The 25,062-nt window shown below is 64.4% G+C and carries 27 protein-coding genes and 1 pseudogene; 18 read left to right on the top strand and 10 right to left on the bottom strand.

Going from position 1 to position 25,062, the window contains the following annotated elements; genetic code table 11:
* Positions 1-88 precede the first annotated feature (88 nt).
* Positions 89-736, bottom strand: coding sequence for a TetR/AcrR family transcriptional regulator (locus tag I6F09_RS06885; RefSeq protein ID WP_225187725.1), 648 nt, complete (start codon positions 734-736; stop codon positions 89-91).
* 247 nt (positions 737-983) lie between these two features.
* On the opposite strand from I6F09_RS06885, the gene I6F09_RS06880 reads away from it, so the two are divergent.
* From I6F09_RS06880 to I6F09_RS06870, 3 genes and pseudogenes are all read left to right on the top strand, one after another.
* Positions 984-1,526, top strand: a complete 543-nt coding sequence (locus I6F09_RS06880; RefSeq protein WP_027576569.1) for an OsmC family protein — start codon at positions 984-986, stop codon at positions 1,524-1,526.
* A gap of 35 nt (positions 1,527-1,561) precedes the next feature.
* On the top strand, positions 1,562-2,695 hold the full coding sequence (locus tag I6F09_RS06875) for an acyl-CoA dehydrogenase family protein (RefSeq protein WP_225187724.1): 1,134 nt from the start codon (positions 1,562-1,564) through the stop codon (positions 2,693-2,695).
* Between the two features lie 48 nt (positions 2,696-2,743).
* Positions 2,744-3,614 (top strand): annotated as a pseudogene (locus I6F09_RS06870) (sulfurtransferase).
* Between the two features lie 117 nt (positions 3,615-3,731).
* Here I6F09_RS06870 and I6F09_RS06865 read toward each other — a convergent pair.
* Complete coding sequence (locus tag I6F09_RS06865) at positions 3,732-5,678, bottom strand: sigma 54-interacting transcriptional regulator (protein WP_225187723.1); 1,947 nt, start codon at positions 5,676-5,678, stop codon at positions 3,732-3,734.
* Between the two features lie 160 nt (positions 5,679-5,838).
* Between I6F09_RS06865 and I6F09_RS06860 the strand changes: the two genes are divergently transcribed.
* From I6F09_RS06860 to cynS, 4 genes are all read left to right on the top strand, one after another.
* Positions 5,839-7,218: a CmpA/NrtA family ABC transporter substrate-binding protein gene (locus I6F09_RS06860; RefSeq protein WP_225187722.1), complete on the top strand. Its 1,380-nt coding sequence runs from the start codon at positions 5,839-5,841 to the stop codon at positions 7,216-7,218.
* Positions 7,219-7,372: 154 nt separating this feature from the next.
* Positions 7,373-8,212 carry a nitrate ABC transporter permease gene (ntrB, locus tag I6F09_RS06855; RefSeq protein ID WP_036012956.1) on the top strand — a complete coding sequence of 280 codons (840 nt, stop codon included), beginning with the start codon at positions 7,373-7,375 and terminating at the stop codon, positions 8,210-8,212.
* A gap of 5 nt (positions 8,213-8,217) precedes the next feature.
* A complete protein-coding gene (locus I6F09_RS06850; protein WP_225187721.1) occupies positions 8,218-9,141 on the top strand; it encodes an ABC transporter ATP-binding protein in 924 nt (307 codons plus the stop codon).
* A gap of 13 nt (positions 9,142-9,154) precedes the next feature.
* Positions 9,155-9,643: a cyanase gene (gene cynS / locus I6F09_RS06845; protein ID WP_025037304.1), complete on the top strand. Its 489-nt coding sequence runs from the start codon at positions 9,155-9,157 to the stop codon at positions 9,641-9,643.
* Here cynS and I6F09_RS06840 read toward each other — a convergent pair.
* Positions 9,630-10,457: an isocitrate lyase/phosphoenolpyruvate mutase family protein gene (locus I6F09_RS06840; protein WP_036027851.1), complete on the bottom strand. Its 828-nt coding sequence runs from the start codon at positions 10,455-10,457 to the stop codon at positions 9,630-9,632. The two genes, cynS and I6F09_RS06840, sit on opposite strands and share 14 nt — an antisense overlap.
* On the opposite strand from I6F09_RS06840, the gene I6F09_RS06835 reads away from it, so the two are divergent.
* On the top strand, positions 10,438-11,535 hold the full coding sequence (locus I6F09_RS06835; RefSeq protein WP_225187720.1) for a LysR family transcriptional regulator: 1,098 nt from the start codon (positions 10,438-10,440) through the stop codon (positions 11,533-11,535). The genes I6F09_RS06840 and I6F09_RS06835 overlap by 20 nt on opposite strands.
* 5 nt (positions 11,536-11,540) lie before the next feature.
* Here I6F09_RS06835 and I6F09_RS06830 read toward each other — a convergent pair whose 3' ends face one another.
* Positions 11,541-11,864, bottom strand: a complete 324-nt coding sequence (locus tag I6F09_RS06830) for a DUF1476 domain-containing protein (RefSeq protein ID WP_036027850.1) — start codon at positions 11,862-11,864, stop codon at positions 11,541-11,543.
* A gap of 321 nt (positions 11,865-12,185) precedes the next feature.
* On the opposite strand from I6F09_RS06830, the gene purC reads away from it, so the two are divergent.
* Genes purC through I6F09_RS06815 form a run of 3 tightly spaced genes read left to right on the top strand, consistent with a single transcriptional unit; the run spans position 12,186 to position 13,401 of the window.
* Positions 12,186-12,953, top strand: a complete 768-nt coding sequence (gene purC / locus I6F09_RS06825; protein ID WP_172782948.1) for a phosphoribosylaminoimidazolesuccinocarboxamide synthase — start codon at positions 12,186-12,188, stop codon at positions 12,951-12,953.
* 14 nt (positions 12,954-12,967) lie between these two features.
* Positions 12,968-13,210, top strand: coding sequence for a phosphoribosylformylglycinamidine synthase subunit PurS (gene purS, locus I6F09_RS06820; protein ID WP_036012950.1), 243 nt, complete (start codon positions 12,968-12,970; stop codon positions 13,208-13,210).
* A 5-nt stretch (positions 13,211-13,215) separates the two neighbouring features.
* Positions 13,216-13,401, top strand: a complete 186-nt coding sequence (locus I6F09_RS06815; RefSeq protein WP_036012948.1) for a hypothetical protein — start codon at positions 13,216-13,218, stop codon at positions 13,399-13,401.
* Between the two features lie 19 nt (positions 13,402-13,420).
* Here the strand turns inward: I6F09_RS06815 and I6F09_RS06810 are convergent, their stop codons facing one another.
* Positions 13,421-14,437: a magnesium and cobalt transport protein CorA gene (locus tag I6F09_RS06810; RefSeq protein WP_225187719.1), complete on the bottom strand. Its 1,017-nt coding sequence runs from the start codon at positions 14,435-14,437 to the stop codon at positions 13,421-13,423.
* 167 nt (positions 14,438-14,604) lie between these two features.
* Here I6F09_RS06810 and purQ point away from each other — a divergent pair, with 167 nt between their 5' ends.
* Together purQ and I6F09_RS06800 are read left to right on the top strand one after the other, a co-directional pair.
* The gene (gene purQ, locus I6F09_RS06805; protein ID WP_036012944.1) at positions 14,605-15,306 is read left to right on the top strand and encodes a phosphoribosylformylglycinamidine synthase subunit PurQ; all 702 of its coding nucleotides are present in this window, start codon (positions 14,605-14,607) and stop codon (positions 15,304-15,306) included.
* Positions 15,303-16,277: a tripartite tricarboxylate transporter substrate binding protein BugD gene (locus tag I6F09_RS06800; protein WP_225187718.1), complete on the top strand. Its 975-nt coding sequence runs from the start codon at positions 15,303-15,305 to the stop codon at positions 16,275-16,277. Before purQ ends, I6F09_RS06800 begins: the two co-directional genes overlap by 4 nt.
* A 47-nt stretch (positions 16,278-16,324) precedes the next feature.
* Here I6F09_RS06800 and I6F09_RS06795 read toward each other — a convergent pair whose 3' ends face one another.
* Positions 16,325-16,723: a RidA family protein gene (locus tag I6F09_RS06795; RefSeq protein ID WP_225187717.1), complete on the bottom strand. Its 399-nt coding sequence runs from the start codon at positions 16,721-16,723 to the stop codon at positions 16,325-16,327.
* 131 nt (positions 16,724-16,854) lie between these two features.
* Between I6F09_RS06795 and I6F09_RS06790 the strand changes: the two genes are divergently transcribed.
* The 3 genes from I6F09_RS06790 (at position 16,855) to I6F09_RS06780 (ending at position 18,906) form a co-directional block, all read left to right on the top strand.
* Complete coding sequence (locus I6F09_RS06790) at positions 16,855-17,460, top strand: TetR/AcrR family transcriptional regulator (RefSeq protein ID WP_225187716.1); 606 nt, start codon at positions 16,855-16,857, stop codon at positions 17,458-17,460.
* A gap of 144 nt (positions 17,461-17,604) precedes the next feature.
* Positions 17,605-18,342 carry a tetratricopeptide repeat protein gene (locus I6F09_RS06785; protein ID WP_225187715.1) on the top strand — a complete coding sequence of 246 codons (738 nt, stop codon included), beginning with the start codon at positions 17,605-17,607 and terminating at the stop codon, positions 18,340-18,342.
* 138 nt (positions 18,343-18,480) lie between these two features.
* Positions 18,481-18,906 carry a GFA family protein gene (locus tag I6F09_RS06780; protein WP_225187714.1) on the top strand — a complete coding sequence of 142 codons (426 nt, stop codon included), beginning with the start codon at positions 18,481-18,483 and terminating at the stop codon, positions 18,904-18,906.
* Here the strand turns inward: I6F09_RS06780 and I6F09_RS06775 are convergent.
* On the bottom strand, positions 18,890-19,882 hold the full coding sequence (locus tag I6F09_RS06775; RefSeq protein ID WP_225187713.1) for a DMT family transporter: 993 nt from the start codon (positions 19,880-19,882) through the stop codon (positions 18,890-18,892). The two genes, I6F09_RS06780 and I6F09_RS06775, sit on opposite strands and share 17 nt — an antisense overlap.
* A gap of 77 nt (positions 19,883-19,959) precedes the next feature.
* Complete coding sequence (locus I6F09_RS06770; RefSeq protein ID WP_225187712.1) at positions 19,960-20,439, bottom strand: PaaI family thioesterase; 480 nt, start codon at positions 20,437-20,439, stop codon at positions 19,960-19,962.
* 186 nt (positions 20,440-20,625) lie between these two features.
* Between I6F09_RS06770 and purL the strand changes: the two genes are divergently transcribed.
* Complete coding sequence (gene purL / locus I6F09_RS06765) at positions 20,626-22,836, top strand: phosphoribosylformylglycinamidine synthase subunit PurL (protein WP_225187711.1); 2,211 nt, start codon at positions 20,626-20,628, stop codon at positions 22,834-22,836.
* Between the two features lie 126 nt (positions 22,837-22,962).
* On the opposite strand, the gene I6F09_RS06760 is transcribed toward purL, so the two are convergent.
* A complete protein-coding gene (locus tag I6F09_RS06760; protein WP_225139770.1) occupies positions 22,963-24,150 on the bottom strand; it encodes an acyltransferase in 1,188 nt (395 codons plus the stop codon).
* A 175-nt stretch (positions 24,151-24,325) separates the two neighbouring features.
* Between I6F09_RS06760 and I6F09_RS06755 the strand changes: the two genes are divergently transcribed.
* Positions 24,326-24,499 carry a DUF1328 domain-containing protein gene (locus tag I6F09_RS06755; protein ID WP_225187710.1) on the top strand — a complete coding sequence of 58 codons (174 nt, stop codon included), beginning with the start codon at positions 24,326-24,328 and terminating at the stop codon, positions 24,497-24,499.
* Positions 24,500-24,655: 156 nt separating this feature from the next.
* Here I6F09_RS06755 and I6F09_RS06750 read toward each other — a convergent pair whose 3' ends face one another.
* Positions 24,656-25,015: a DUF427 domain-containing protein gene (locus I6F09_RS06750; RefSeq protein WP_036043505.1), complete on the bottom strand. Its 360-nt coding sequence runs from the start codon at positions 25,013-25,015 to the stop codon at positions 24,656-24,658.
* Positions 25,016-25,062 lie beyond the last annotated feature (47 nt).

The following is a 25,062-nucleotide window of genomic DNA, read 5'->3' as shown; positions in this document are numbered from 1 at the left end:
GCGCCTTTGCCCACCCTACGAAGTCATCGTAGCCCGGATGGAGCGCAGCGCAATCCGGGACAGTGTCCCCGTTACGAAGCAAGAACCGTCACACGGTCTCCAACTGCTCCGCCGCCCGCTTCTTCTTCGTCTTCGCCTGGCCGAGCAGGGGGCCCGCCGTAAGCGCTGCCGTATCGGCCACGCCCGGATCGCGCGAGATCATGGCGGCGACGATGGCGCCGTCGATGATGAGGCCGAGCTGGTGCGCCAGCACTGCAGGCTCGGCCGAGCCGAGCTCGCCGGCGAGCTTCTCGATGTGGCCGAGCACGATCTTCTTGTGCTTCAGCGCGATGTTGCGGAATTGCTTGGCATCCTTGTCGTGCTCGCCGACGGCGTTGATGAAGGGGCAGCCGTAGAAGCGCTCTTCGGCGAACCAGCTCTTCAGCGCGGGGAAGATGCGCGTGAGTTTCGCCTGCGCATCGCCGCCGCCTTGCTCCATGGCGCCGATGAACCATTCGCGCCATTGCTTGCCTTCGCTCTCCAGCACCGCGTTGACGAGGCTGGTCTTGGAGCCGAACAATTTGTAGAGCGTGGTCTTGGCGGTGCCGGCCTCTTCGATGATCGCATCGATGCCGGTGGCGTTGATGCCGTTCTTGCAGAACAGATGCGTTGCGGCGCTGAGCAGGCGCCCGCGTGCGGATTCGTCGTCGCCGGCAGCGGCGTGGGGCGGATTCTTCTTCGATGACGGCTTTGCCATGAGCGACAACTTAATCGCAGCCGCCTCGCATCAGCAAGCCGCATCTGTTCGGCGCCGAAAAGATTCGCATCCGCGCGCGCGTCTGCTCCGCCTTTGAGCAGGAGTGGGCTGACCAATCTGCAGGCAGCGACGCTTAAGCGGCTCCAAAGCCTCGCCTTTTGTTTTTCGCGAGATCTGGCACGCTCCATGCAAGGAAACAGACCGTTCGGTATCCTGCCGATTTCCACTTCTGCCAGGGAGAAGATTGATGACTGCCGTCGTTCAGAAGACAGTGCTGACGGGGTGCCTCGCGCCCATCGACAAGAACGGGCTCGAGCAACTGATTGCCAACGGCAAGGCAAATCCGAAGGTCATCAAGACCTTGAAGTGCAAGACGGTCGCGGAGGGCAAATTCCGCCACGCCAACTATATCCGCAACCTGCCGCCCTACATCGTCGACGAGCCGCCGGGGCTTTTGGGTGACGACACCGCGCCCAATCCGTCGGAAGCCTCGCTCGCCGCGCTCGGCTCGTGCCTTGCGGTCGGCCTGCATGCCAACGCCGTGCACCGCGGCTGGATCGTCAACAAGCTCGAGCTCGAGCTCGAAGGCGATCTCAACATCACCGCGGTCTGGGGCACCGGTGACACCTCCGACAAGCCGGTCGGCTTCACCGATGTCCGCGTCAAGGTGGACATGGAATGCGAGGGCATCTCGCCGGACGAGATCAACGCGCTGGTCGCCCATGTGAAGAAATGGTCGCCGGTCGCCAACACCTTCACGCGGCCGGTCAATCTCGAGGTCGGCATCTAGCAGACGGCAATCAGGACAGGGTGCGGGAGACGATCATGGGTTCACTGGCTTTATCGCGGGCCGACGTTCTGGATCAGCCCGCACCGTCCATTGCGGACGAGGTGGCGCGGATCGCGCGCCAAGAGCTCGCGCCGCTGGCCGCCGGCATCGACGACGGTTCGGTCTATCCAGCCGAGGTGCTGCGCAAGTTCGGCGCGGTCGGAGCGTGGGGCAGCCATGTGCCGCACGAAGGCCCCGCCGATCTGCGCTGCGCGATCCAGGCGATGGCGGCGATCGGCGAGGTCTGCGGTGCCACGGCCTTCATGGCGTGGTGCCAGAACACGCTGGTCTGGTACGCGGCGAACTCCACCAATGTGAAGCTCGCAAAGCGCTTCGGAGATGCCTTCTCGACCGGCCGCGTGCTTGGCGGCACCGGGCTCTCCAATCCCATGAAGAGCTTCTTCGGCATCGAGAAGCTCAAGCTAAAGGGCCGCAAGGTCGAGGGCGGCTACATCGTGCGCGGTGCGTTGCCCTGGGTCTCCAATCTCGGCCCCGATCATTTCTTCGGCACCATCTTCGAGCGCGAGGACGAGCCGGGCATCGCAAGTGGCGAGCCCGGCACGGTCATGTTCCTCGCCGACTGCTCGGACCCTGCGATCACGCTGACGCCCTGCAAGCCGTTCCTCGCGATGGACGGCACCGGCACCTATGGCGTGCAGTTCCGCGACGCTTTCGTGCCCGATGAGCTGATCCTGGCCGATCCCGCCGCGCCCTTCGTCAAGAAGATCCGCGCCGGCTTCATCCTGCTGCAGGCTGGCATGGCGTTAGGCGTGATCAAGGATTGCATCAACATCATGGACGAGGTCGACAATCCCCTCGGCCACATCAACCGCTATCTGCCGCAGCAGCCGGTGCATTTCCGCGAGCTCGCCGCCGAGCTCGAGGCCGAGACCATGGCGCTGGCGCGCGATCCCTACAACGAGGAGGAAACCTACTGGCGCAAGGTGATCGCGCTGCGGCTTCGCGCCGGCGAAGCCAGTGTCGCGGCGGCGCATGCGGCGATGCTGCATTGTGGCGCGCGCGGCTATCTCAAGAGCCACCGCGCGCAGCGGCGCCTGCGCGAGGCCTATTTCGTCGCGATCGTCACGCCGGCCACCAAGCAGCTGCGCAAGATGCTGGCCGAGTCCTGAGCTCTACGAGTCCACCCGAAGACCCCCAACCTCAACGGAGAGGCTGCCATGACTGACGTTCTGATCACTGCCGTCGAACTCGCCGATCTCTTGAAGACCGAGCCGTGTGTCGTCATCGACACCCGCAATCCCGACGCCTACGCCGCCGGCCATCTGCCGGGCGCCGTCAACGTGCATGAGATCTTCACGTTCCTCGCGACCTCCACGCCCGAGGGCATGGCCGAGCTCAAGACCAAGTTCGCCGATGCGTTCGGCGGCGCCGGTCTTTCCGGCAAGGAGACGGCGGTGATCTACGAACAGTCGATGAACTCCGGCTTCGGCCAGTCCTGCCGCGGCTATTACCTGCTCACCATGCTCGGCTATCCCAAGGTGAAGGTGCTGCATGGCGGCTTCGACGCCTGGTCGTCCGCGGGCTTCCCGGTGACCAAGGATGTGCCCGCGCCTGAGAAGGCCTCGTTCTCGATCGTGCCTGAAGCGGGCGAGATCCTGATCGACGCCAAGACCATGCTCGCCGCCGTCGGCAAGCCGGGCATCGCGATCCTCGACGTCCGCGACGTCGACGAGTGGATCGGCGACAGCTCGTCCCCGTACGGCAAGGATTTCTGCCCGCGCAAGGGCCGCATTCCCGGCGCCGTATGGTTGGAATGGTATCGGATGATGAAGCCGACCGCCGAAGGCCCGCGCTTCAAATCGAAGGATGAGATTCTGGCCGAATGCGCCACCGTCGGCATCTCGCAGACCACGCCGGTCTACCTTCAAGGGGGCGCGCGCTTCGAACACGTTCCTGGCGCTGAAGAACGCCGGCGTGAAGGACGTGCGGATGTATTTCGGCTCCTGGAACGAATGGTCGCGCGATCCCTCGCTGCCGATCGAGCAGGGCCTGCCGATCGCATCGGACGTCACCACCAAGGCAGCCTGAGCGCGCGCCTCGTCCTTCGAGACGACCGCTTCGCGGTCTCCTCAGGATGAGGCTAAGCGGCACCGGTGTCTGTTGATATTGTTGCCGCGCCCTCCGACCTCATCCTGAGGAGCCCGCCTAAAGCGGGCGTCTCGAAGGATGGGCCCCTTGCGGACGAGGCGCGATTCCCAGCGCCTTGATCCGTGAGGCCAGCGTGGTCGGCTTGAGGTCGAGCATCTCGGCGGCGCCGCCGGGGCCGAAGACTTTTCCGGCGCAGGCCTCAAGCGCGGCGAGAATGTTGGCGCGCTCGTGGTCGCGCATTTCCGACGACGTCATGATTGCGGGGCGCGCGTCGGGCCTCTGGCGGGTGGCGCCGCTGGGCGCTTGTTCACCTGAAGGATCGGGCAGATCGATGCGCAGGCGGCCGTTCTGCGACAGAATCGCAGCGCGCTCGATCACGTTCTGGAGTTCGCGGACATTGCCGGGCCAGTTGTAGCGGGTCAGCCGCCGCGCATCGCCCTCCGACAGACGGAGGTTCGATTTCAGCGCCTTGCTCTCGCGCGTCAGGAAATGCTGGGCCAGCAGGGGAATGTCCTCGCGGCGTTCGCGCAAGGGGACGGTCTCAATCGGAAACACGTTGAGACGGAAGTAGAGATCCTCGCGAAAGCGGCCGCGCTGGACCTCCTGCTTGAGATCGCGATTGGTCGCGGCGATGACGCGAACGTCGACGGCGCGGGTGCGCGCCTCGCCGACGCGCTCGAAATGGCCTTCCTGCAAGACGCGCAGCAGCTTGCCTTGCAGCTCGAGCGGGATCTCGCCGACCTCGTCGAGGAATAGCGTGCCGCCGTCGGCGAGCTCGAAGCGGCCGATGCGGTCGCGCGTTGCGCCGGTGAAGGCGCCGCGGACATGGCCGAAGAACTCGCTCTCGAACAATTCGCGCGGGATTGCGGCGCAGTTGACACGGATCAGCGGCCGGTCGCTGCGGGTGGAATCCTCGTGGATGGCGCGCGCGATCAGCTCCTTGCCGGTGCCGGATTCCCCGGTGATCATTACCGCCGCGGTGGTCGGCGCCACCAGCTTGACCTGGCGCAGCGTCTTCTGGATCGCCTCGCTGCCCCCGATGATGCCGCGCGGATTGGTCTCGATGCGGATTTCCTCCTGGAGATAGGCGTTCTCCAGCTCGAGCCGCTCGCGCAGACGGTCGACCTCGGCAAGCGCCGCGTGCAGCTTCTCGGCGGCCTCGCGGCGCTGGCTGACGTCGCGAAACACCACGACGGCGCCGACCACGACGCCGCGATCGCGGATCGGCGTCGATGTGTATTCGACCCAGGCGGGCGAGCCGTCCTTGCGCCAAAACACCTCGCCGTCGACCTGGTGCACGGCGCCGTCGCGGAACGCCGCATAGATCGGGCAATCGTGGTTGTGATAGTGCCGGCCATCGTGGTGGGTGTGGTGGACGATCGGGTGGATCTCCTTGCCGACCAGCTCCTCGGCGGTCCAGCCCAGCATGCGCTCGGCCGCGGGATTGACGAAGGTGGTCTTGCCTTCGGCGTTGACGCCATAGATGCCTTCGCCGGCGGCGCGCAGGATCAACTGGTTCTCGCGCTCGATGTCCTGGAACACGCGCTCGACCCGCTGCCAAGTCGAGATGCCGCCGCGCATATGGTCCTCGGCGGCGGCATCGACATTGCGCCGGCGGCGGGCTTCGAGATCGGTCAGCGTCAGCAGCAGCAGCGTGCGGCCGTCATGCGGCAGCAGGCAGCCGGCATATTCGAGCTTGAGATCTTGCCCGGTCGCATGGCGTGGATTGAGCGCCGTGGTCCAGTAGGCGCCCTTGTGCAGCACGGCCTGGGTGAAGACGGTGAGGGCGGCAAGCTCGCCGGCGTGGAGCGTGCTGGCCCTGGTCTGCCGCAGCAAAGCGCGGTCGTAGCCGAGCAGGGCACAGGCGGCGGGATTGGCATCGACGATCTGGTCGCCAAAGGGATCGACCAGCAGCATCGCCTCGACCGAGGATTCGAAGGCCGCGATGCGCGGGTCGATGACGGGGGCCACCTCGTCGTGGGCGGGCATTGGCGTCGTTGCCATTGCGAAATCTCGTAATTGAACTACGAAATCTCGTTTATCACGAGTTTTCGTAGCGGCCAAGCGCGGGTGAAAATGCTGCGTCATCAAGGCAATGTCCGCTTCTTCGTCGGTGGCATGCTCCTTGCGTAATTCCTTCTCGCATTGACGCGCAGGAGGGCCGATGTCCACGTTCGACAATCCGTTTGATCCCGATCGCAAGCTTCGAGCCGGCTGTGTTTGCGGCCAGCATCGTTCCGCAGCTGAGCATGAGCAGGCGACGGCGCTGCATTGCGAGCCGGTCGCAAGCGAAGAGCAGCGCTACGAGGGCGTGGTCGCCTCCGCATTGATGCGGGCGATGTTTCCGCAGGACGTGGCGCGGCGCGCGTTCCTAAAGTCGGTCGGCGCCTCGACGGCGCTCGCCGCGCTGTCGCAATTCTTCCCGATCAAGACGGCGACCGAGGTGTTCGCGCAAGCCGGCGCGCCCGAGAAGAAGGACCTTAAGGTCGGCTTCATCCCGATCACCTGCGCCACGCCGATCATCATGGCAGCGCCAATGGGCTTCTATGCCAAGCACGGCCTCAACGTCGAAGTGGTGAAGACCGCCGGCTGGGCCGTGATCCGCGACAAGACCATCAACAAGGAATACGACGCTGCGCACATGCTGGCACCGATGCCGATCGCGATCTCGCTCGGCCTCGGCGCCAACGCGATTCCCTTCACCGTCCCGGCCATCGAGAACATCAACGGGCAGGGCATCGTGCTGGCGAGCAAGCACAAGGACAAGCGCGATCCGAAGGACTGGAAGGGGCTGAAATTCGCCATCCCCTTCGACTATTCCATGCACAATTACCTCTTGCGCTATTACCTCGCCGAGCACGGTCTCGATCCCGATACCGACGTGCAGCTGCGCTCGGTGCCGCCGCCGGAGATGGTCGCGAACCTGCGTGCCGACAACATCGACGGCTTCCTCGCGCCCGACAACATCTGCCAGCGCGCAATCTATGACGGCGTCGGCTTCATGCATCTCCTCTCCAAGGAGATCTGGGACGGCCATCCCTGCTGCAGCTTTGCCGCCAGCCGCGAGTTCATCACCACCGCGCCGAACAGCTTCGCGGCGCTGACGCGGGCGATCGTCGATGCCACCGCCTATGCTTCCAAGGCCGAGAACCGGAAGCAGATTGCCGAAGCCATCGCGCCGGCGAACTACATCAACGCGCCTGTCACCGTGCTGGAGCAGGTCCTGACCGGCACCTACGCCGACGGCCTCGGCGGGGTGAAGACCGATCCCAAGCGCGTCGATTTCGATCCGTTCCCCTGGCAGTCCTTTGCGGTTTGGATGCTGACGCAGATGAAGCGCTGGGGCCAGATCAAGGGCGACGTCGACTACAAGGCGGTGGCCGAGCAGGTGTATCTGGCAACCGATACCAAGAAGCTGATGAGCGAGATGGGCCTCACGCCGCCGGCGAGTGCCTACAAGTCGTTCGCGGTGATGGGCAAGAATTTCGATCCGGCCAAGCCGGAGGACTATCTGGCGAGCTTCAAGATCAGGAAGGCGTCGTGATGGCCCGCGCTCTATCTTCACCTCGCCCAGCTTGCGGGGAGAGGTCGGGGGTACAGGTCCCTCGACAATCTCACGTGTCGAGGGAGGCCCCTCACCCCGACCCTCTCAGCGCGAGCGAAGCTCGTCGCGCCCCCGTAAGAACGGGGAGAGGGAGATGACCGCCTCCCTCCGCCTCCGCGCCGGCCTCGTCTCCATCGTGCTGCTCGCCGCCTTCCTCGGCATCTGGCATCTCGCCACACGCTCGACCGGCACGACGGCGACGATGAGCCCGGAATACGCCAAGCTGATGGGCCTCACGGCGACGCAGGGCAAATCGGCGATGCCCGGGCCGCTCGATGTCGGCGCAAAGCTCTGGGAGCATCTGAAGCGGCCGTTCTACGACAACGGGCCGAACGACAAGGGGCTCGGCATCCAGCTCGGCTATTCCATTGCGCGCGTCGGCACCGGCTATCTGCTGGCCGTGCTGGTGGCGATCCCGCTCGGCTTTCTGATCGGCATGTCGCCGCTGCTGAGCAAGGCGCTCGATCCGTTCATCCAGGTCTTGAAGCCGATCTCGCCGCTCGCCTGGATGCCGCTCGCGCTCTACACCATCAAGGATTCCTCGGTCTCCGCGATCTTCGTCATCTTCATCTGCTCGATCTGGCCGATGCTGCTCAACACGGTGTTCGGCGTCGCGAGCGTGCGCAAGGAATGGATCAACGTCGCGCGGACGCTCGAGGTCGGCACCGTCAGGCGGGCCTTCACCGTGATCCTGCCGGCAGCGGCCCCGACCATCCTGACGGGCATGCGCATCTCGATCGGCATCGCCTGGCTCGTGATCGTCGCCGCCGAGATGCTCGTCGGCGGCACCGGCATCGGCTACTTCGTCTGGAACGAGTGGAATAATTTGTCGATCACCAACGTCATCATCGCGATCCTCCTGATCGGGATCGTCGGCATGCTGCTCGACCAGATCCTCGCGCGCTTCACGCGCATGGTCACGTTTCCGGAGTAGGGGCGATGACCGACAAGTTCATCTCGATCGAAGGCATCGCCAAGCGCTATCCCGGCGCGGGCGGCGCGACGACCACCATCTTCGAGAACCTCTGGCTCTCGATGGCGCGGGGTGAGTTCGCTTGCGTGATCGGCCATTCCGGCTGCGGCAAGACCACGGTGCTCAACATCCTCGCCGGGCTCGATGCGCCGAGCGAGGGCGCTGTCATCGTCGACGGTCAGGCGATCTCGGGCACCAGCCTCGACCGCGCCGTGATCTTCCAGAGCCATGCGCTGCTGCCCTGGCGCACGGTGCTCGGCAACGTCGCCTATGCCGTCAGCTCGAAATGGCGCAGCTGGGACCGCGCCAAGGTCAAGGCGCATGCGCAGAAGTTCATCGATCTGGTCGGCCTCTCCGGCGCCGAGCACAAGCGTCCCTCGGAGCTGTCGGGCGGCATGAAGCAGCGCGTTGGCATCGCACGGGCGCTGTCGATCACGCCGAAGATGATGCTGATGGACGAGCCGTTCTCGGCGCTGGACGCGCTGACGCGCGGCACGCTGCAGGACGAGGTGCGGCGGATTTGCCTGGAGACCGGGCAGACCGCGTTCATGATCACCCACGACGTCGACGAGGCGATCTATCTCGCCGACAAGATCTTCCTGATGACCAACGGTCCCGGCGCGGTGCTGGCGGAGGTGGTCGAGAACCCGCTGCCGCGGGACCGCGGCCGCACCGACCTGCACCGCCATCCGCTGTACTACGCGCTGCGCAACCACATCATCGATTTCTTGGTGACGCGCAGCAAGACTTTTACCACTGAAAAGCCGGATCACGATCCGCGCAACGTGCCGACGGTGCAGATCGGCAAGCCCGGGCTCTCGATCGCATCAAGCGGCGAAGAGCCGCGACAGACCAGGATGCCGGGGACAAACCCCGGATTGAGCGCCTAGCAAGGAGACCCTAATGAAACGCGAAGACCTCACCGAAAAACTGCTCGACATCAAGCGCGAGAAGGGCTGGAGCTGGAAGCACATCTGCGAAAAGATCGGCGGCTATTCCGAGGTGCTGATCGTCGGTGCGATCATGGGCCAGATGAAGCTGACGAAGCCGCAGGCTGCCAATGCCGGCGAGCTGTTCGGCCTGTCGAAGGCGGAAGTTGCCATGCTCAACGAGGTGCCGATGCGCGGCACCGGCACGCCGATGCCGCCGACCGACCCGCTGATCTACCGCTTCTACGAGATGGTGATGGTGAACGGTCCGGCCTGGAAGGCGCTGATCGAGGAGGAGTTCGGCGACGGCATCATGTCGGCGATCGACTTCGACATGGGCATCGAGCGCGTCGCCAACCCCAAGGGCGACCGCGTCAAGATCACCATGAGCGGCAAGTTCCTGCCGTATAAATATTACGGCGCCAGCGGCAACGTGCCGGAGTACGGCTTCAAGGAGGAGTGACCGCGGCGAAGGCGGCGCGCAGCTCGCCGACCGGCGCCATCTCGCGGATGTAGGTGAAGGACCCCTTGTCCTTCATCTCGCGCGCGCAGTTCAGGAACGCTGCGAGCGCGTAGCGCGACATGGCTCCGCCGACGCTGATGCGCTTGACGCCAGCGGCGGACAATTGCTCGACGGTTAGCGTCGGGTCGGCAAAGCCCATCACGTGGTTGAAGGGCTTGCCCAGCGAGGACACCACCGTCCTGATCGTGGCGAGATCGTACAGGCCCGGCGCATAGAGGACGTCGGCGCCAGCGGCCTCGAAGGCCTGCAGGCGGCGGATCGTATCGTCGATGTCCTTGCGGCCGTGCAGGAAGTTCTCGGCCCGCGCTGTCAGCGTGAACGGAATGGGCAGCGCGCGTGCCACCTCCACCGCGGCCTGGACGCGCTCGACGGCGTGGGAGAAGTCGTAGATCGGGCGATCGCGATCGCCGCTGAAATCCTCGATCGAGCCGCCCACCGCGCCAGTGTCTGCGGCACGCCGAATAGCTTCGGCGGCGCGTCTCGGCTCATGTGCGCCGCAATTCTCGAGGTCGACGCTGACGGGCAGGTCGGTCGCTTCCACGATCGTGCGTGCGTTGGCGAGGATGACGTCGAGGCTGACGCCGCTGCTGCCGAGCATGTTGGCGACCCCGAGGCTCGTAGTGGCCAGGGCTTCGAAGCCCATCGCCGCGAGCAGCTTCGCGGTGCCGGCATCCCATGGATTGGGAATGATGAAGGCACCGGGCCGCTCGTGCAACGCGCGAAACGCTCTCGCCTTGTCCAACTGGCTCGTCATGGCTCGTCTCCATTGTCTGTCCCAACGAGCTTTAGGCGCACTTTCGTCATCCGCCAAATTTGTTATTCTGTCAGATATCATCAGCTTTTTGCATGAGGTCGCGATGGACAGTGACGCCCTTAACACCTTCCTGGCGGTTCATCGCAGAGGCGGGATTTCGCATGCCGCGAAATTCCTGCACCGCTCGCAGCCGGCGATTTCGCGCCGTATCGCTCTATTGGAGCAGGAGCTCGGCGTTCCCCTGTTCGAGCGGGTGGCAGGCCGCACCCGGCTGAGCGATGCCGGGCGCGTGCTGATCCCCTATGCCGAGCGCGCAGTGGCCGCGGCGCAGGATGCCGAACAGGCGATCCGCGCACTGACCAAGCAGAATGCAGGGCCGGTTTCGCTGGCCGTGACCGGGACGCTCGCTGACAGCCGCCTCTCGACCATCATGAAGCGGTTTACCAAGGAGCATCCCGCCGTCGTGCTGAGCTTGCGGACGGCGACCAGCGCGGAGGTCAGCGATCTCATCCGGCGCGGCGAGGCCACAATTGGCCTGCGCTACAACGCCGACCGCTCCGGCGACCTCGCCTGCGAGCAGATCCTGCGCGAATCGTTGCAAGTGGTCTGTGCGCCCGACCATCCTCGCGCCGGACAGCGTGTGAAACGCCTCGCCGAACTTGGTGGCGAGCGCTGGATCGCATTCCCCGAGATTCGCGGGCGCCGCGAGATTGCCGCGGCTCACGTGTTCGCGCTGTTTCTGACGCGGGGACTTGGCGAGGTGGAATGGACGGCCGTGGACAGCCTCACTGCGCAGAAGCGGCTGGTGGAATCGGGCTTCGGTCTTGCACTGCTGGCAAAAAGCCACGTGGCTGAGGAGCTGCGTGCGGGCTCGATCGCGACGGTCGCCGTGGGCGACCTTGATGCGCACCAGGATATCGTCCTCGTCACGCGTCGTGGCGGGTTTTTGAGCGCTGCCGCAGAGCGCCTGCTCGAAACCATCCGCCGCAACTATGCCGGGCCGAATGTCTCGACCACGCGGGAAGGCAGAAGAAGAACGCCGGCGCGCAAGGCTATTGCGCGCCAGCGGGTCGGTTGACTCGATTATTTCCCCGCCTTCACCTCGGCGGCGGCAACTGCGAGCAACTCGCTCATCTTGGCGCGAATCGCCTGCTCGGTGACGGTGACGTTCTTGGCGGCGAAATCGGCCGTCAGCTTGCGCACGACGTCGGCATCGCCGGCCTCCTCGAAATCGGCCGCGACGACCTCCTTGGCATAGGCGATGGCGGCATCACCCGTGATTCCGAGCTTCTCGGCTGCCCACAGGCCGAGCAGCCGGTTGCGGCGGGCCTCCGCCTTGAACTTCTGCTCCTCGTCGAGGGCGTACTTCTTCTCAAAGCCTTCCTGGCGTTTGTCGAACTCGCTCATGCCTGTTCCCAAATCCTCGCTGAATGGAGCGGGAGCCTTCCGTTGCGGCGACCCGGCTGCATGCCTACATAGATAGCACGAATCGGCAAAACAACGGGCCGTTAAGCCGCAGGCAAGACGGTATAAGTTGGTGCCGGACGGCCGGATCGATTGTGCTCGGACAGCCAATCGGATAGGTTGCCTAAGGCTTGGTTCCCGTTCTGTTTCCAACGGGTTATAGATGGGTTCCTGGCCGTTCACGGCAGCTCCGCTGTGGGTCGTAATCCTAGTCAACCGGAGCACACCAAATTCATGGATTTCAACAAAACACGGTACATCCCCATGAGCCGTCGGCGTCGCATTTATGAAGGCAAGGCAAAGGTTCTTTACGAAGGCCCCGAGCCCGGTACCCTGATCCAGCACTTCAAGGACGACGCCACCGCGTTCAATGCGAAAAAGCATCAGGTGATCGAGGGCAAGGGCGTCCTCAACAACCGGATCTCGGAGTACCTGTTTCAGCACCTCAACGACATCGGGGTGCCGACCCATTTCATCCGCCGCCTCAACATGCGCGAGCAGTTGATTCGCGAGGTCGAGATCGTGCCGCTCGAGGTGGTGGTGCGGAACGTCGCCGCCGGCTCGCTGTCGCAGCGCCTCGGCATCGAGGAGGGCACGCAGCTGCCGCGCTCGATCATCGAGTTCTATTACAAGAACGACCAGCTCAACGACCCCATGGTGTCGGAAGAGCACATCACAGCCTTCGGCTGGGCGACGCCGCAGGAGATCGACGACATCATGGCACTCGCCATCCGCGTCAACGACTTCCTCACCGGCCTCTTCCTCGGCATCGGCATCCGCCTCGTCGACTTCAAGATGGAGTGCGGGCGCCTGTTCGAGAATGAGATGATGCGCATCATCGTCGCCGACGAGATCTCGCCGGACAGCTGCCGGCTGTGGGACATCAAGTCGAACGAGAAGCTCGACAAGGATCGTTTCCGCAGGGATCTCGGTGGTCTGCTCGAAGCCTACACCGAAGTTGCAAAGCGTCTCGGCATCCTCATGGAGAACGAGCGTCCCCAGGGCACCGGCCCGGTGCTGGTGAAGAGCTGAAGAGGACTTTTGACGTGAAGGCACGTGTCACCGTTACCCTGAAGACGGGCATCCTCGATCCGCAGGGCAAGGCCATCGAAGGCGCGTTGAAGTCGCTCGGCGTCGACGGCGTCGCCAGCGTCCGCCAGGGCAAGGTGTTCGACATCGAGCTCGCCGGCGCCGACAAGGCCAAGGCGGAGGCGGCGCTGAAGGAGGCCGCCGACAAGCTCTTGGCGAACACCGTGATCGAGAATTATGCGATCGAGATGAAAGCCTGAGCGGAGTGGCGGATATCGGCAAAGAGCTGATTTTCGAGCTGCTGAAGCAGGTCGAGCAAACGCTCGGTGATGTCGAATACAAGATCGACGAAATCAGGTCTGAGCTGAGCGCCTGTCGAGAAGAGCAGCTTCTCATGCTGCACGACCTTCAGGTGGCGCAGAGCACGTGGTCTGGCAGACGAGGCATGTAACCAGTCTGAGCGTCTGGACTCACAGCCATCCCGCCCGCCGAAAGCGCCAGTACAGCGACCCGCATGCCGCCAGCATCACGCCGAGCAGCATGAAATAGCCGTACTCCCATTCCAGCTCCGGCATGTGCTTGAAGTTCATGCCGTAGATGCCGGCGAGCGCGGTCGGGACCGCGATGATGGCGAGCCAGGATGCGAGCTTCTTGGACACCGCCGTCTCCTGGGCCTGGCCGACCAAAAGGCTCGCCTCGAAGGCGAAGGCCAGCACCTCGCGCATGGAATCGATGCGCTCCTGGATGTTGCGGACGTGGTCGGTGACGTCGCGGAACAGCGGCTGCATGGCCTGCCGCACCATCGACAGGTCGTCATGCTCCAGCCGGCGGCAGACCTCCACCAGCGGGCCGATCGCGGTCCTCAGCCGCAACAGGTCGCGGCGCAGCATGTAGAGCCGCTCGATCTGCGCCTTGCTGATCTGCTTGGAGAGCACGTCATCCTCGATGCTCTCGATCTCGTCGTGGATGCTCTCCAGCACGGGCGAGTAATTGTCGACGATGAAATCGAGGATGGCATAGAGGATGTAGTCCTCGCCGCGCGCGAGCGCCCGCGGGCAGCTCTCGCAGCGTTCGCGCACCGGCGTGTAGGAGGTCGAAGCGCCGTGGCGCACCGAGACCAGATAGCCTTCGCCCACGAAGATGTGGGTCTCGCCAAAGGCAATGCGCCCCTCGATCAATTGCGCGGTGCGCGCGACGATGAACAGGGCCTCGCCATATTGCTCGATCTTCGGCCGTTGATGGGCGTGGTTGGCGTCCTCGATCGCGAGGTCGTGCAGGTCGAACTGCTTCTGCACCGCGCCGAGCAGCGCCATGTCGGGCTCGTGCAGCCCGATCCACACGACATGGCCGGGCTTGGCTCGCCAGCTCGAGGCCTCGCTGATGGCGATATTGGCGACCCGGCGGCCGTCGACATAAGCGCCGGCGGCGACGACGCCCTCGGCGGATACTGGTTCGGCGAGAGATGCGGGCAGCGACGGGACGTTCATGGCTTCAATCCCGGGCAAATCGAGCGGCCAAAGGCGCGTGGCTATGGCCTGTGTACAAGGGCGCTCCGCAACGCTAGCACTGGTAAAATCTCCGTCAAATGGTTATGTCTGTTCACGAATTGGCCCGTTGGCCAGCCTCGATTCCCAGTCGCGTCGGAACCTCTGCCATGAAAGCCGCCATCCTCGTCTTTCCCGGAATCAACCGCGAGCGCGACATGGCGCGCGCGTTGAGGCTGATCTCCGGCAGCGAGCCCGCGATGGTCTGGCACGCCGAGACCGCGCTGCCTGCGGGCACCGATCTCGTCGTCGTGCCCGGCGGCTTCTCCTACGGCGATTACCTGCGCTGCGGCGCGATTGCGGCGCGTGCACCGGTGATGGATGCGGTGCGCGACTATGCGGCCAAGGGCGGCCTCGTGCTCGGCGTCTGCAACGGCTTTCAGATCCTGTGCGAGTCCGGTCTCTTGCCGGGCGTGTTGATGCGCAACGCGCGGCTGAAATTCATCTGCCGCGACGTGCATCTGCGCGTCGAGCGTTCCGACACGCCGTTCACGCGCGGTTACAATGCCGGCCAGGTGATCCGCGTGCCGGTCGCCCATGGCGAGGGCAATTACGAGGCGGACGAAGAGACCATCAAGCGGCTCGAAGGCGAGGGGCGGGTGCTCTATCGCTACTGCTCCGCCGACGGCGTGGTCGACGAGGCCGCCAACATCAACGGCGCGGCGCATTCGATCGCCGGCATCGTCAACGACCGGGGCAACGTGCTCGGCATGATGCCGCATCCGGAAAACCACGTCGAAGACATCATGGGCTGCACCGATGGTCGCGGCTTGTTCGCCGGTCTCGCCCAGCATCTGGAAAAAGCTGCGTGATCTCGTTCGTGACGAGGCGTGCTCTCGCCGCGTTCGCGGCGCTAGTGTTCGCCAACGTCGCATCCGCGCAGGATTATCCCAAGCGTCCCATCACCATGATCGTGCCGTTCGCGGCCGGCGGCACCTCGGACGTGATCGCGCGCGCGGTGGCCGAGCAGATGGGCATCGCGCTCGGCCAGACCATCGTGATCGAGAATGTTGCGGGGGCCGGCGGCTCGACCGCGCTGGCGCGGGCCTCCCGCGCCGAGCCGGATGGTTATACGATTGCGATCGGCAATGCCGGCACCAATGCCGCGACCTACAAGATCTATCCAAAACTGCCGTTCACGCCTGATTCCTTCGTGCCGATCGCGATGGTGGCGAAGACGTTCGGCATCATCGCGCTGCGCAAGGACTTTCCGGCGAAGGACCTGAAAGAGTTCATCGCCTATGCCAAGGCCAATCCGGGCAAGATCAATCTCGGCCATGCCGGCGTCGGCTCCTCGAACTATCTGATCTGCAAAAGCTTCGTCACAGCAGCCGGGATCGACGCGACGCTGATCGGCTATCGCGGCGCCGCGCCCGCGCTGACCGACGCGGTCGGCGGCCAGATCGACGGCGTCTGCGATGCGGCCGCCTCGGTTTCCCAATCGATCAACGACAAGCTGGTGAAGGGCCTCGTGGTCGGCTCGACCGTGCGGCTCTCCACGCTGCCGGATCTGCCGACCTCGGCGGAAGCGGGCCTGCCCGAGTTCGAGGCACAAGGCTGGAACGGCCTGTTCGCGCCCAAGGGCACGCCGCCGGCCGTGATCGCCAAGCTGAATGCCGCGGCGCGCACGGCCGTCGAGACTGAAGCGGTGAAGAAGCGCTTCGCCGACCTGTCGACCGTCGCGCCCGATGCCGACGAGCACGCGCCCGACGTGCTGCAAAAGCTCGTGACGCGCGACGTCGAAAAGTACCGCAAGATGCTGGCGGACGACGCCAACAAGTAGCCCGGCCAAGTTGTCTGCTGGCGGCCGGCGTATGGCCGCCCGGAAGCTTACTGGAGCACGGGAATGCGGGCGATGACCTTGATCTCGAAGTCGAAGCCGGCAAGCCAGTTCACGCCGACGGCCGTCCAGTTCGGATAGGGAGGATCGCCGATCTCCTCGGCGCGAACGGCCATCACCGTCTCGATCTGGCTCGCCGGATCGGTGTGGAACGTGGTGACATCGACGACATCGTCCAGCGTGCATCCACCAGCGCCGAGCACGGCACGCAAATTGGCGAACGCGCGCCGGACCTGGTCCTCGAATACCGGTTCGGGCGAGCCGTCCTCGCGGCTGCCGACCTGCCCCGACACGAACAGCAGGTCACCGGAGCGGATCGCTGCGGAGTAGCGATGCGCTTGATAGAGCGCGTGGCGGTTGGCGGGGAAGATTGCCTCTCGCTGGGGCATGGCAGGGCCTTTCGGTTAATGGGCGTGAGCGGATCGTGGGTGTTCCATGGCTGGCGCGTCACGGCAATTTCAGATACGTTTCGTATGTGAGATATCGCTCACATACGAGGCGTATGTCAAGGGGGCAGGGCATGGCAAAGGGGAAGCGCGCCGCGGCCATGGCGGAAAACCGGGCCAGGCTCATCCGCGCCGCACGTGCGGCATTTGCCACGCAGGGCTATGCAGACGCGTCGATGGACGAACTCACTGCGGCCGTCGGTCTGACGCGGGGCGCGCTGTATCACAACTTCGAAGACAAGAAGGGGCTGCTCTGGGCCGTCGTCGAGCAGATCGACGGTGAAATGGCGGAGCGGCTCCGCATCGTTCGGGAGCGAGCGCCCAGCCCGTGGCTGGGCCTGCTCGCCGAGGGAAGCGCCTATATCGAAATGGCGCTCGAACCTGAGATCCAGCGCATCATGCTCCTGGATGGACCTGCCGTGCTCGGCGATCCCTCCAAATGGCCCGGCGAGAACGCCTGTCTCGATATCACCATGCGAACGATCCGTGCGCTGATCGAGGAGGGAATCGTGAAGCCGGTCGATGTCGAAGCGGCGGGGCGGTTGCTGAACGGGGCTGCGCTCAGCGCCGCCTTGTGGGTCGCGGCCGCCGACGATCCCAAGAGCGTGCTGAGCAAGGCTGTTGATGCATTTCGAGTGCTGGCGAGTGGATTGCTACGCGAGGCGCGTGAACCTGCATAGGTTTTGCGGCGACTGACCCCTCGTCACCATTAAGGCGCGCGTCCGGGTTCGCTGATTCTTGCCGGTTGACGCAACTCAAAGTTGTTTCATCGGTTCGATTGCATTATCAGGAGGCCGGCTGTCGTTGTGCTTTCCGGATGTCACATGCCCGTTGCTTTGGTCGTTCTGCTGCTCGATATCACGCTGATCTATCACGCCTCGCGAACCGGACGGTTGCGGCCCTGGGCCTTCATCATCCTGCTGGTGCCGATGATGGGCGCGATCGCCTATATCGCGGTCGAGCTAATTCCTGAATGGTTTTCCAGCCCCGGTGCCCGGCAGGCGCGCCAGCGTGTCGCCAATCGCCTCGATCCCGAGAAGCGCTATCGCGAGCTGTCCGACCAACTCGCCGGCACCGACACCATCGCCAACCGTGCGGCGCTGGCGGAAGAGTGCGCGAATATCGGCCGGTTCGGCGAAGCTGAAGCGCATTATGATCACATCCTGAAGCTGCCGATGGGCCACGATCCCGCCTATGCGCTGCGCAGGGCGCAGGCGCAATTTGCCGCCAGCCGCCCGGCCGATGCGCTGGCGACGCTGGACGATCTGCAGAAGCAATGGCCCGATTTCGATTCCGCCGACGCGCATCTGCTCTATGCCCACGCGCTCGCCGAGGTCGGACGTGTCGACGAGGCGCTGGAGGAATATCACGCGCTCGCCGGCTACTTCCCCGGCGCCGAGGCGCGGGTGCGCTACGGCATGCTGCTGCAAACGGTCGGCCGCACCGCAGAGGCGCGCATGGTCTTCAACGAGCTCCTGATCCAGATGCGCCGCGCGCCGAAATATCTGCGCAAGGCGCAGGCCGATTGGCTGTCGATCGCGGAGAAGCAGTTGTCGGCATAAGGAGTCCGGCCCGCGTGAGTTGTTTTGATGCCTTGGGCGATTCCTTTTGATTGTTCGGCCCACATTTGAGAGAACGTTCCTGCCCGCTGACGTCGCCGAGCGGCGTCGTCATTCGCAGCAACGCCAGGAAGCAGCAACATGGTGAGTGACACAAGCGTCCGGGCTGGTCAGTGCCATTGCGGAGCGGTGCGTTTCGAGGCGACGCTGAGTGACGGTTTCAATTCGATCCGCCGCTGCACCTGCTCTTACTGCCGGATGCGCGGTGCGGTTGTCGTCATGGCGGAGATGGGCGGCATCAAGTTCCTGAAGGGCGAGGATGCGCTGACGAGCTACCGCTTCCACACAGGATCAGCGCAGCATTTTTTCTGTTCCCGCTGCGGAATCTACACGCATCATCAGCGTCGATCGGACCAGAATCTGTATGCTGTCAACGTGGCTTGCCTTGACGGGGTAAGTCCATTCGATTTTCCTGAGGTGCCCGTCATGGACGGCGTCAATCACACCAACGACACCGGCAAACCGACGCGCCGTGCAGGTACCCTCCGCTTTATTTCGGCGGATTGACCATCGCCATCGGCCACCGCCACTTCAACCGCTCCGCCGGCACCGTCATCGCGGCAACTCCCGCCATCACCAGCAGTAGCCCCAGCGCGAGGTTCGACGGCACGCTCTCGCCGAGCAGCAGCACGGACAGCCCGACACCGATGGGGATGCGCAAGTAGCCTTGCGCGTTGGTCGCCAGCGTGCCGAGCCGGCCGAGACAGACGTAGAACAGCATCAGGCCCAATGCGCTGGAGACGATGCCCATGACGATCGTGGCGATGATCGCGGTCGGCGTCGGGTGCAGCGTCCAGGGCTGGTCGATGAGCAGCGCGGGCGGCAGCAGCACGAGGCCGCCGAACAGCAGCGAGCCGGTTGCCACGACCATCGGATCGTACTCGGAGAGCCGCAAGCCAAAGATCGTCGCGCAGGCAAAGGAGATGGTGGCGAGCAGGATCGCGATCTCCGCCACGATCTCGCTGCCAAGGCCATGCAGAGCATCGAGCCCGACGATGGCCGCAGTGCCGGCGAGTCCCAAAATCGCACCCGCGAGCTTGAGCAGCGTCGCCGGCTCGTGCCGCGTGATCAGCGAGGTGATCAGGAAGGCGAAGATCGGCGTGGTCGAGGCCAGCACCACCGTGTTCGACGCCGGCACGTATTGCTGCGACCAGGTGATGACGAGGAACGGAAAGGTCGAGTTGATCAGCTGCTGGGTCGCGAACAGCTTCCAGGCCTTCAGATCGGTCGGCAGCTTGACGCCGCGCATCCACAGGATCGCGAACAGGAAGACGAAGGCGATCAGCGAGCGCGCCGAGATGAAGGTGATGGGCGGAATGGTGGGAAGCGCGAGCTTCGTCAGCGGATAGGTCGAGCTCCAGCAGCACGCGAGCGCGAGCAATAGCGCATAGTCGCGCCAGCTGCGCGCACCGGTGGCGATGGATGGCAATTGCGGTGATGCGGCCGCCGCCGGGCGATCCGCCTTAGATGTGCTCTGCGGCACCTTTTTCCTGCTCCCCGGCGCCAGCAGCGCTTGGCGGGAAGTCTGGGCGAGGGCGCGCGAAAAGGGAAGCCGCCGAGCTATGCGTTTGGCTGAGGGAGCGCCTTCCGCTTCATCCGCTTGATCGTGCCGGAAAAGGTGAGCAGCACGCGCGTGCCGGACGTCATCTTGCCGCGCAGAAAGATCAGCGAGCCGCCGGCGCGGGTGACCTCGCCGGTGCATTCGATCAGCTCGCCCTCGCGTGCCGCGTCGAGGAATTCGCAGGCGAAGTTGGTCGTCACCGCCCGGCTGTCCAGGACATGGGTGGCGATCGCAAAGAGGGAATAGTCGGCGAAGGCCATGTAGCAGCCGCCATGGACGTTCCCGGAGCCGTTGAGGTGCTTCTGCTCGACCCGGAAGGCGCTGCGGACGCTGCCGTCCGCCTCGATCCGGTGCCAGAACGGGCCGACATGGGACTCAAAACTGTCACGAAGCCAGGTCCGCCAGCCCACAAATTCGCCCTCGGTGGCGACGTGGAGGTCGGGACGGCGGGGCGGGGGCGCTTTGGTCAATTCGTGCAAGGAAATAGGCCTTCAATTGCGGGTCTTTAGACCTTAAATCCGATCCGACCGCGCCGTGCAATTCCCGTTCCCGCCGGCCCTGCCGGCGCAAAACGTGGGACAGCGGGAAAATGCGCCATAAAGGGCTTTTCGAAGCCGTCCGATGTTCCTAAGAACGGCCAAACCGCCGCCGAAAGCCTCGAATCCATGAAGAACGAACCCAAGATCACCCCGGAACTGGTTGCCGCCCACGGGCTCAAGCCCGACGAGTATGAGCGCATCCTGAAGCTGATTGGGCGGGAGCCGACCTTCACGGAGCTCGGCATCTTCTCGGCGATGTGGAACGAGCATTGCTCCTACAAATCCTCGCGCATCCATCTGCGCGGCCTGCCAACCAAGGCGCCCTGGGTGATCCAGGGCCCCGGCGAGAATGCCGGCGTGATCGACATCGGCGACGGCCAGGCTGTGGTCTTCAAGATGGAGAGCCACAACCACCCGAGCTATATCGAGCCGTATCAGGGCGCGACCACCGGCGTCGGCGGCATTTTGCGCGACGTCTTCACCATGGGCGCGCGCCCGATCGCCTGCCTCAATGCGCTGAGCTTCGGCGCGCCCGAGCATCCGAAGACGCGGCATCTCGTCTCCGGCGTGGTGGCGGGCGTCGGCGGCTACGGCAATTCCTTCGGCGTGCCGACGGTGGGCGGCCAGGTGCGCTTCCACACCCGCTACGACGGCAACATCCTCGTCAATGCCATGGCGGTGGGCCTCGCCGATGCCGACAAGATCTTCTATGCGGCAGCCTCCGGCGTGAACATGCCGATCGTCTATTTGGGCTCCAAGACCGGCCGCGACGGCATCCACGGCGCCTCGATGGCCTCGGCCGAGTTCGACGACAAGTCCGAGGAGAAGCGCCCGACCGTGCAGGTCGGCGATCCCTTCGCCGAGAAGCTGCTGTTAGAGGCCTGCCTCGAGATCATGGAGAAGGGCTGCGTCATCGCGATCCAGGACATGGGCGCAGCGGGCCTGACCTGCTCGGCGGTGGAGATGGGCGCCAAGGGCGACCTCGGCGTCGACCTCGACCTCGATGCGGTGCCGACCCGCGAGGCCGGCATGAGCGCCTACGAGATGATGCTCTCGGAGAGCCAGGAGCGCATGCTCATGGTGCTCAAGCCCGAGAAGGAGAAGGAAGCCGAGGCGATCTTCACGAAGTGGGGGCTCGATTTTGCGATTGTCGGCTACACCACGCCGAGCAAGCGCTTCGTGGTCAAGCATGGCGGCGACGTCATGGCCGATTTGCCGATCAAGGAGCTCGGCGACGAGGCGCCGGTCTATGATCGCCCGCACGTTCCGTCCACAGCGCTGCCGGTCGTGCATGCCCGCGACGTGCCGGCGCCGATGGGCCTTGGAGCTGCGCTGGAGAAGCTGATCGGCACGCCGGACATGTGCTCCAAGCGCTGGGTGTGGGAGCAGTACGATCACGTCATTCTCGGCAACACCATGCAGCGTCCCGGCGGCGATGCCGCCGTCGTGCGCGTGCAGGACGGGCCGAAGGGCCTCGCGCTCACTGTCGACGTCACGCCGCGCTATTGCGAGGCCGATCCTTATCAAGGCGGGATGCAGGCGGTCGCGGAAGCCTGGCGTAACATCACCGCGGTCGGCGGCAAGCCGCTCGCGATCACCGACAATCTCAACTTCGGCAACCCTGAAAGGCCCGAGATCATGGGCCAGTTCGTCGGCTGCCTCAAGGGCATCTCGGAAGCCTGCCGCACGCTGGACTTCCCGGTCGTGTCCGGCAACGTCTCGCTCTACAACGAGACCAACGGCCGCGCGATCCTGCCGACGCCCTCGATCGGCGGTGTCGGCCTGCTCGACGATTTCACCAAGTCGGCGTCCCTCGCCTTCAAGGCAGAGGGCGAGGCGATCCTCCTGATCGGCGAGACCCATGGCTGGCTCGGCCAATCCGTCTATTTGCGCGACGTTTGCGGCCGCGAGGAGGGTGCGCCGCCGCCGGTCGATCTTGCGGCCGAGAAGCGCAACGGCGATTGCGTGCGCGGCATGATCCATGCGGGCACCGCGACCGCCGTGCATGATTTGTCGGACGGCGGCCTCCTGATCGCGCTGGCCGAGATGGCGATGGCGGGCGGCATCGGCGCCAAGCTGCTGGCGGCGCCGACCGCGCTGGTGCCGCAGGCCTATTGGTTCGGCGAGGACCAGGCGCGCTATCTCGTCACCGTGCCGGAAACCGAAGCCGGCCGCGTGCTCGCCAAGATGCGCGGCTGCGAGGTGCCCTGCGTGCGGATCGGCACCACCGGCGGCGATGCCATCGCGATCGCGGGCGAGACGCCGGTTACGATCGACAGCTTGCGCAAGTCGTTCGAGCGCTGGCTGCCGGAATATATGAGCGGCAAGGCGGCGTAAGGCGCTGCCACAAATCAGATCTGTAGCCCGGATGGAGCGTAAGCGTAATCCGGGACCGCTATCACTTGTGGCGAGGTCCCGGATTGCGCTGCGCTCCATCCGGGCTACGGACCGAGGGACCGCGCCTCACAACACGCGTGACGCGCCCGGGATCTGCCGCAACGCGCGCGTCAGCGCCCAGCTCGCTGCGACAGTCAGGACGAACCCGACCGTGGCCTTGACGATCGCCGGCAGGTCATAGTCGAACAGCCAGTATTGCAGCCACAGCGCGATCGGATAGTGCACAAGGAACATGCCGAACGCGTCGCCCTGCATTGGATCGAGCAGCCTGGCTGAGCCTGATTGCTTGAATCTCTGGAAAAGGGCCAGGATCAGAAACATGATGGCCACGCTGAAGACGGTGAAGCAGATGGCATAAAGCGCTTCATACCAATCCGGCAACGGCGACGGGTTGCCCAGTATTTCGCGCTTGATGAAGATCAGCCCCCACAACAGGCAATACGGAACGATCGCCAGGACCATCCAGTCCCAGCTGACCTTTGCCATGCGGCCGTCGACAGAGAGCAGCCCACGATCCATTTGCGCAACGCCGATGCCGGCGCCGAAAAAGAAATAGGTCGCGTACAGCATCACGCGCCCGTGCTGGACCGAGAACGGCCCGAACTCGAACCAGCTGCTGTGTCCGTAGTGAACCAGCCCGGGAATGTAGAACGCGGCGGTGACAGCCAGCATGACCGCGAAGAACACGGCGGGCCGGCGGCGACCGTGTAGCGAGAGGCGATTGATCGGATCGAGCAGGTTGGGTGACAGCCGGTACAAAAGACAGGCCACCAGGTCGAAGGCAAACAAGACCCAAAGGAACCAAATCGGTCCGCTCGGCCACGGGCCCTTCGTGACCATATTCCACCAGAATTCCGCAAAACCGATCTCGGGATGGTGCCGCAGGGAGATCGCGTAATAGGCGAGCGGAATGACTGTAAAGGCGCAGATCGCGAAGGGTAGGCCAAGCCGAAGCAGGCGATCTGCCAAATAGCTCCGCACTCCCTTCCGAGCGATGCCAGACCAGGCGAACAGTCCCGACAGGAAGAAGAACATCGCCATGAAGAAGCTGTCGGTGGCGAGCACGATCATGTCGAAGCCGAAGAAATAACTCGGATCGGTATGACCGAAATAGGTATAGGGGATCACCGCGTGATGCAGCAGCACCACCAGAGTGAGGAAGGTGCGGGCGCGATCGATCGCCAGATTGCGCACCTTGCTCGTGGGCGCGGCATGCACCTCCGCGCCGATCGTCGCTGAATGTGACATCGTCATCGTGGCCGCCCCGATCCTGACCTCGGCTGGACTGTGCCGCCGGGAACTCGATTCAGCAAGGGCCGTTTGTTTCGGAGGTCGCCCCCGACTACCTCTAGGAACCAGTTCCTCGCAGCAATGTTAGCGTTCGCCGAAAACAGCGTAGGCCGTGAGACGCGGCAGTTCGGAGCTGGCGATGTCGATCCTGAAATGGGCCCTGATCTTCCTCCTTGTCTCGATCGTGGCCGGCGTGCTCGGCTTCACCGGCGTCTCGGCCGCCTCCGCCGATATCGCGCGCTTCCTGTTCTACGTCTTCGTCGTGATCTTCCTGGTGCTGCTGATATTGGGACTCACGATCTTCAGGACGTAGCTGATTCAGCCCTCTCCGCCGTCATGGCCAGGCTTGACCCGGCCATCCACGCCTTACCGCGTACAGAACGTGGATGCCCGGGCCTTCGCCTCGCCGGAGCGGCTTCGACCGCGCAGGCGGGACAAGCCCGGGCATGACGGTCGTGGGTTGCGGCGCTTATCCCACTTCCTCGATCTTCACCTTGTCCGGATAGAACGCGAGATGGCCTGAAATCTCCGTCATCGCGGGGAAGGGTGTCTCGTAGGTCCAGATCGCGTTGTCCAGCGTCTTGCCGTCGGCCTTGACGCTGTAATAGTTCGCGTCCCCCTTGTAGGGGCAATGGGTGACGCGGTCGGTACGCTCCAACAGGGCCATGTTGGCGTCCTCCCGCGGTACATATTGCACTGCCGGATATCTGGCCTCCTTCAAGGTCAGCGCCTTGCTGGTCTCGGCGATCACGATGTCGCCCGCCGTGACGCGGACGCGCCGGGGATTTGGGGTGATGGTGATCGGGTGGTCGGGCCCTGGAAGCTTCATGATTTCACGCCTTTTCGATCAATCTGCCGCGCGCGGCACTTTGTCGT

It is taken from the genome of Bradyrhizobium sp. IC3195 (assembly GCF_020193585.1).
In the GTDB taxonomy this organism is placed as follows: domain Bacteria; phylum Pseudomonadota; class Alphaproteobacteria; order Rhizobiales; family Xanthobacteraceae; genus Bradyrhizobium; species Bradyrhizobium yuanmingense.
This window is presented reverse-complemented; position numbering and strand designations above follow the sequence as displayed.

Bases quoted from the DNA above. Each gene is read 5' to 3' on its own strand.
- I6F09_RS06850 (WP_225187721.1), top strand. From the start codon at position 8,218: ATGACCGACAAGTTCATCTCGATCGAAGGCATCGCCAAGCGCTATCCC.
- I6F09_RS06810 (WP_225187719.1), bottom strand. From the start codon at position 14,437: ATGAACGTCCCGTCGCTGCCCGCATCTCTCGCCGAACCAGTATCCGCC.
- I6F09_RS06875 (WP_225187724.1), top strand. From the start codon at position 1,562: ATGGGTTCACTGGCTTTATCGCGGGCCGACGTTCTGGATCAGCCCGCA.
- I6F09_RS06755 (WP_225187710.1), top strand. From the start codon at position 24,326: ATGTCGATCCTGAAATGGGCCCTGATCTTCCTCCTTGTCTCGATCGTG.
- I6F09_RS06795 (WP_225187717.1), bottom strand. From the start codon at position 16,723: ATGCCCCAGCGAGAGGCAATCTTCCCCGCCAACCGCCACGCGCTCTAT.
- I6F09_RS06880 (WP_027576569.1), top strand. From the start codon at position 984: ATGACTGCCGTCGTTCAGAAGACAGTGCTGACGGGGTGCCTCGCGCCC.
- ntrB (WP_036012956.1), top strand. From the start codon at position 7,373: ATGACCGCCTCCCTCCGCCTCCGCGCCGGCCTCGTCTCCATCGTGCTG.
- I6F09_RS06760 (WP_225139770.1), bottom strand. From the start codon at position 24,150: ATGACGATGTCACATTCAGCGACGATCGGCGCGGAGGTGCATGCCGCG.
- I6F09_RS06790 (WP_225187716.1), top strand. From the start codon at position 16,855: ATGGCAAAGGGGAAGCGCGCCGCGGCCATGGCGGAAAACCGGGCCAGG.
- I6F09_RS06840 (WP_036027851.1), bottom strand. From the start codon at position 10,457: ATGACGAGCCAGTTGGACAAGGCGAGAGCGTTTCGCGCGTTGCACGAG.
- purQ (WP_036012944.1), top strand. From the start codon at position 14,605: ATGAAAGCCGCCATCCTCGTCTTTCCCGGAATCAACCGCGAGCGCGAC.
- I6F09_RS06785 (WP_225187715.1), top strand. From the start codon at position 17,605: ATGCCCGTTGCTTTGGTCGTTCTGCTGCTCGATATCACGCTGATCTAT.
- purC (WP_172782948.1), top strand. From the start codon at position 12,186: ATGAGCCGTCGGCGTCGCATTTATGAAGGCAAGGCAAAGGTTCTTTAC.
- I6F09_RS06780 (WP_225187714.1), top strand. From the start codon at position 18,481: ATGGTGAGTGACACAAGCGTCCGGGCTGGTCAGTGCCATTGCGGAGCG.
- I6F09_RS06830 (WP_036027850.1), bottom strand. From the start codon at position 11,864: ATGAGCGAGTTCGACAAACGCCAGGAAGGCTTTGAGAAGAAGTACGCC.
- cynS (WP_025037304.1), top strand. From the start codon at position 9,155: ATGAAACGCGAAGACCTCACCGAAAAACTGCTCGACATCAAGCGCGAG.
- I6F09_RS06885 (WP_225187725.1), bottom strand. From the start codon at position 736: ATGGCAAAGCCGTCATCGAAGAAGAATCCGCCCCACGCCGCTGCCGGC.
- purL (WP_225187711.1), top strand. From the start codon at position 20,626: ATGAAGAACGAACCCAAGATCACCCCGGAACTGGTTGCCGCCCACGGG.
- I6F09_RS06860 (WP_225187722.1), top strand. From the start codon at position 5,839: ATGTCCACGTTCGACAATCCGTTTGATCCCGATCGCAAGCTTCGAGCC.
- I6F09_RS06865 (WP_225187723.1), bottom strand. From the start codon at position 5,678: ATGGCAACGACGCCAATGCCCGCCCACGACGAGGTGGCCCCCGTCATC.
- I6F09_RS06750 (WP_036043505.1), bottom strand. From the start codon at position 25,015: ATGAAGCTTCCAGGGCCCGACCACCCGATCACCATCACCCCAAATCCC.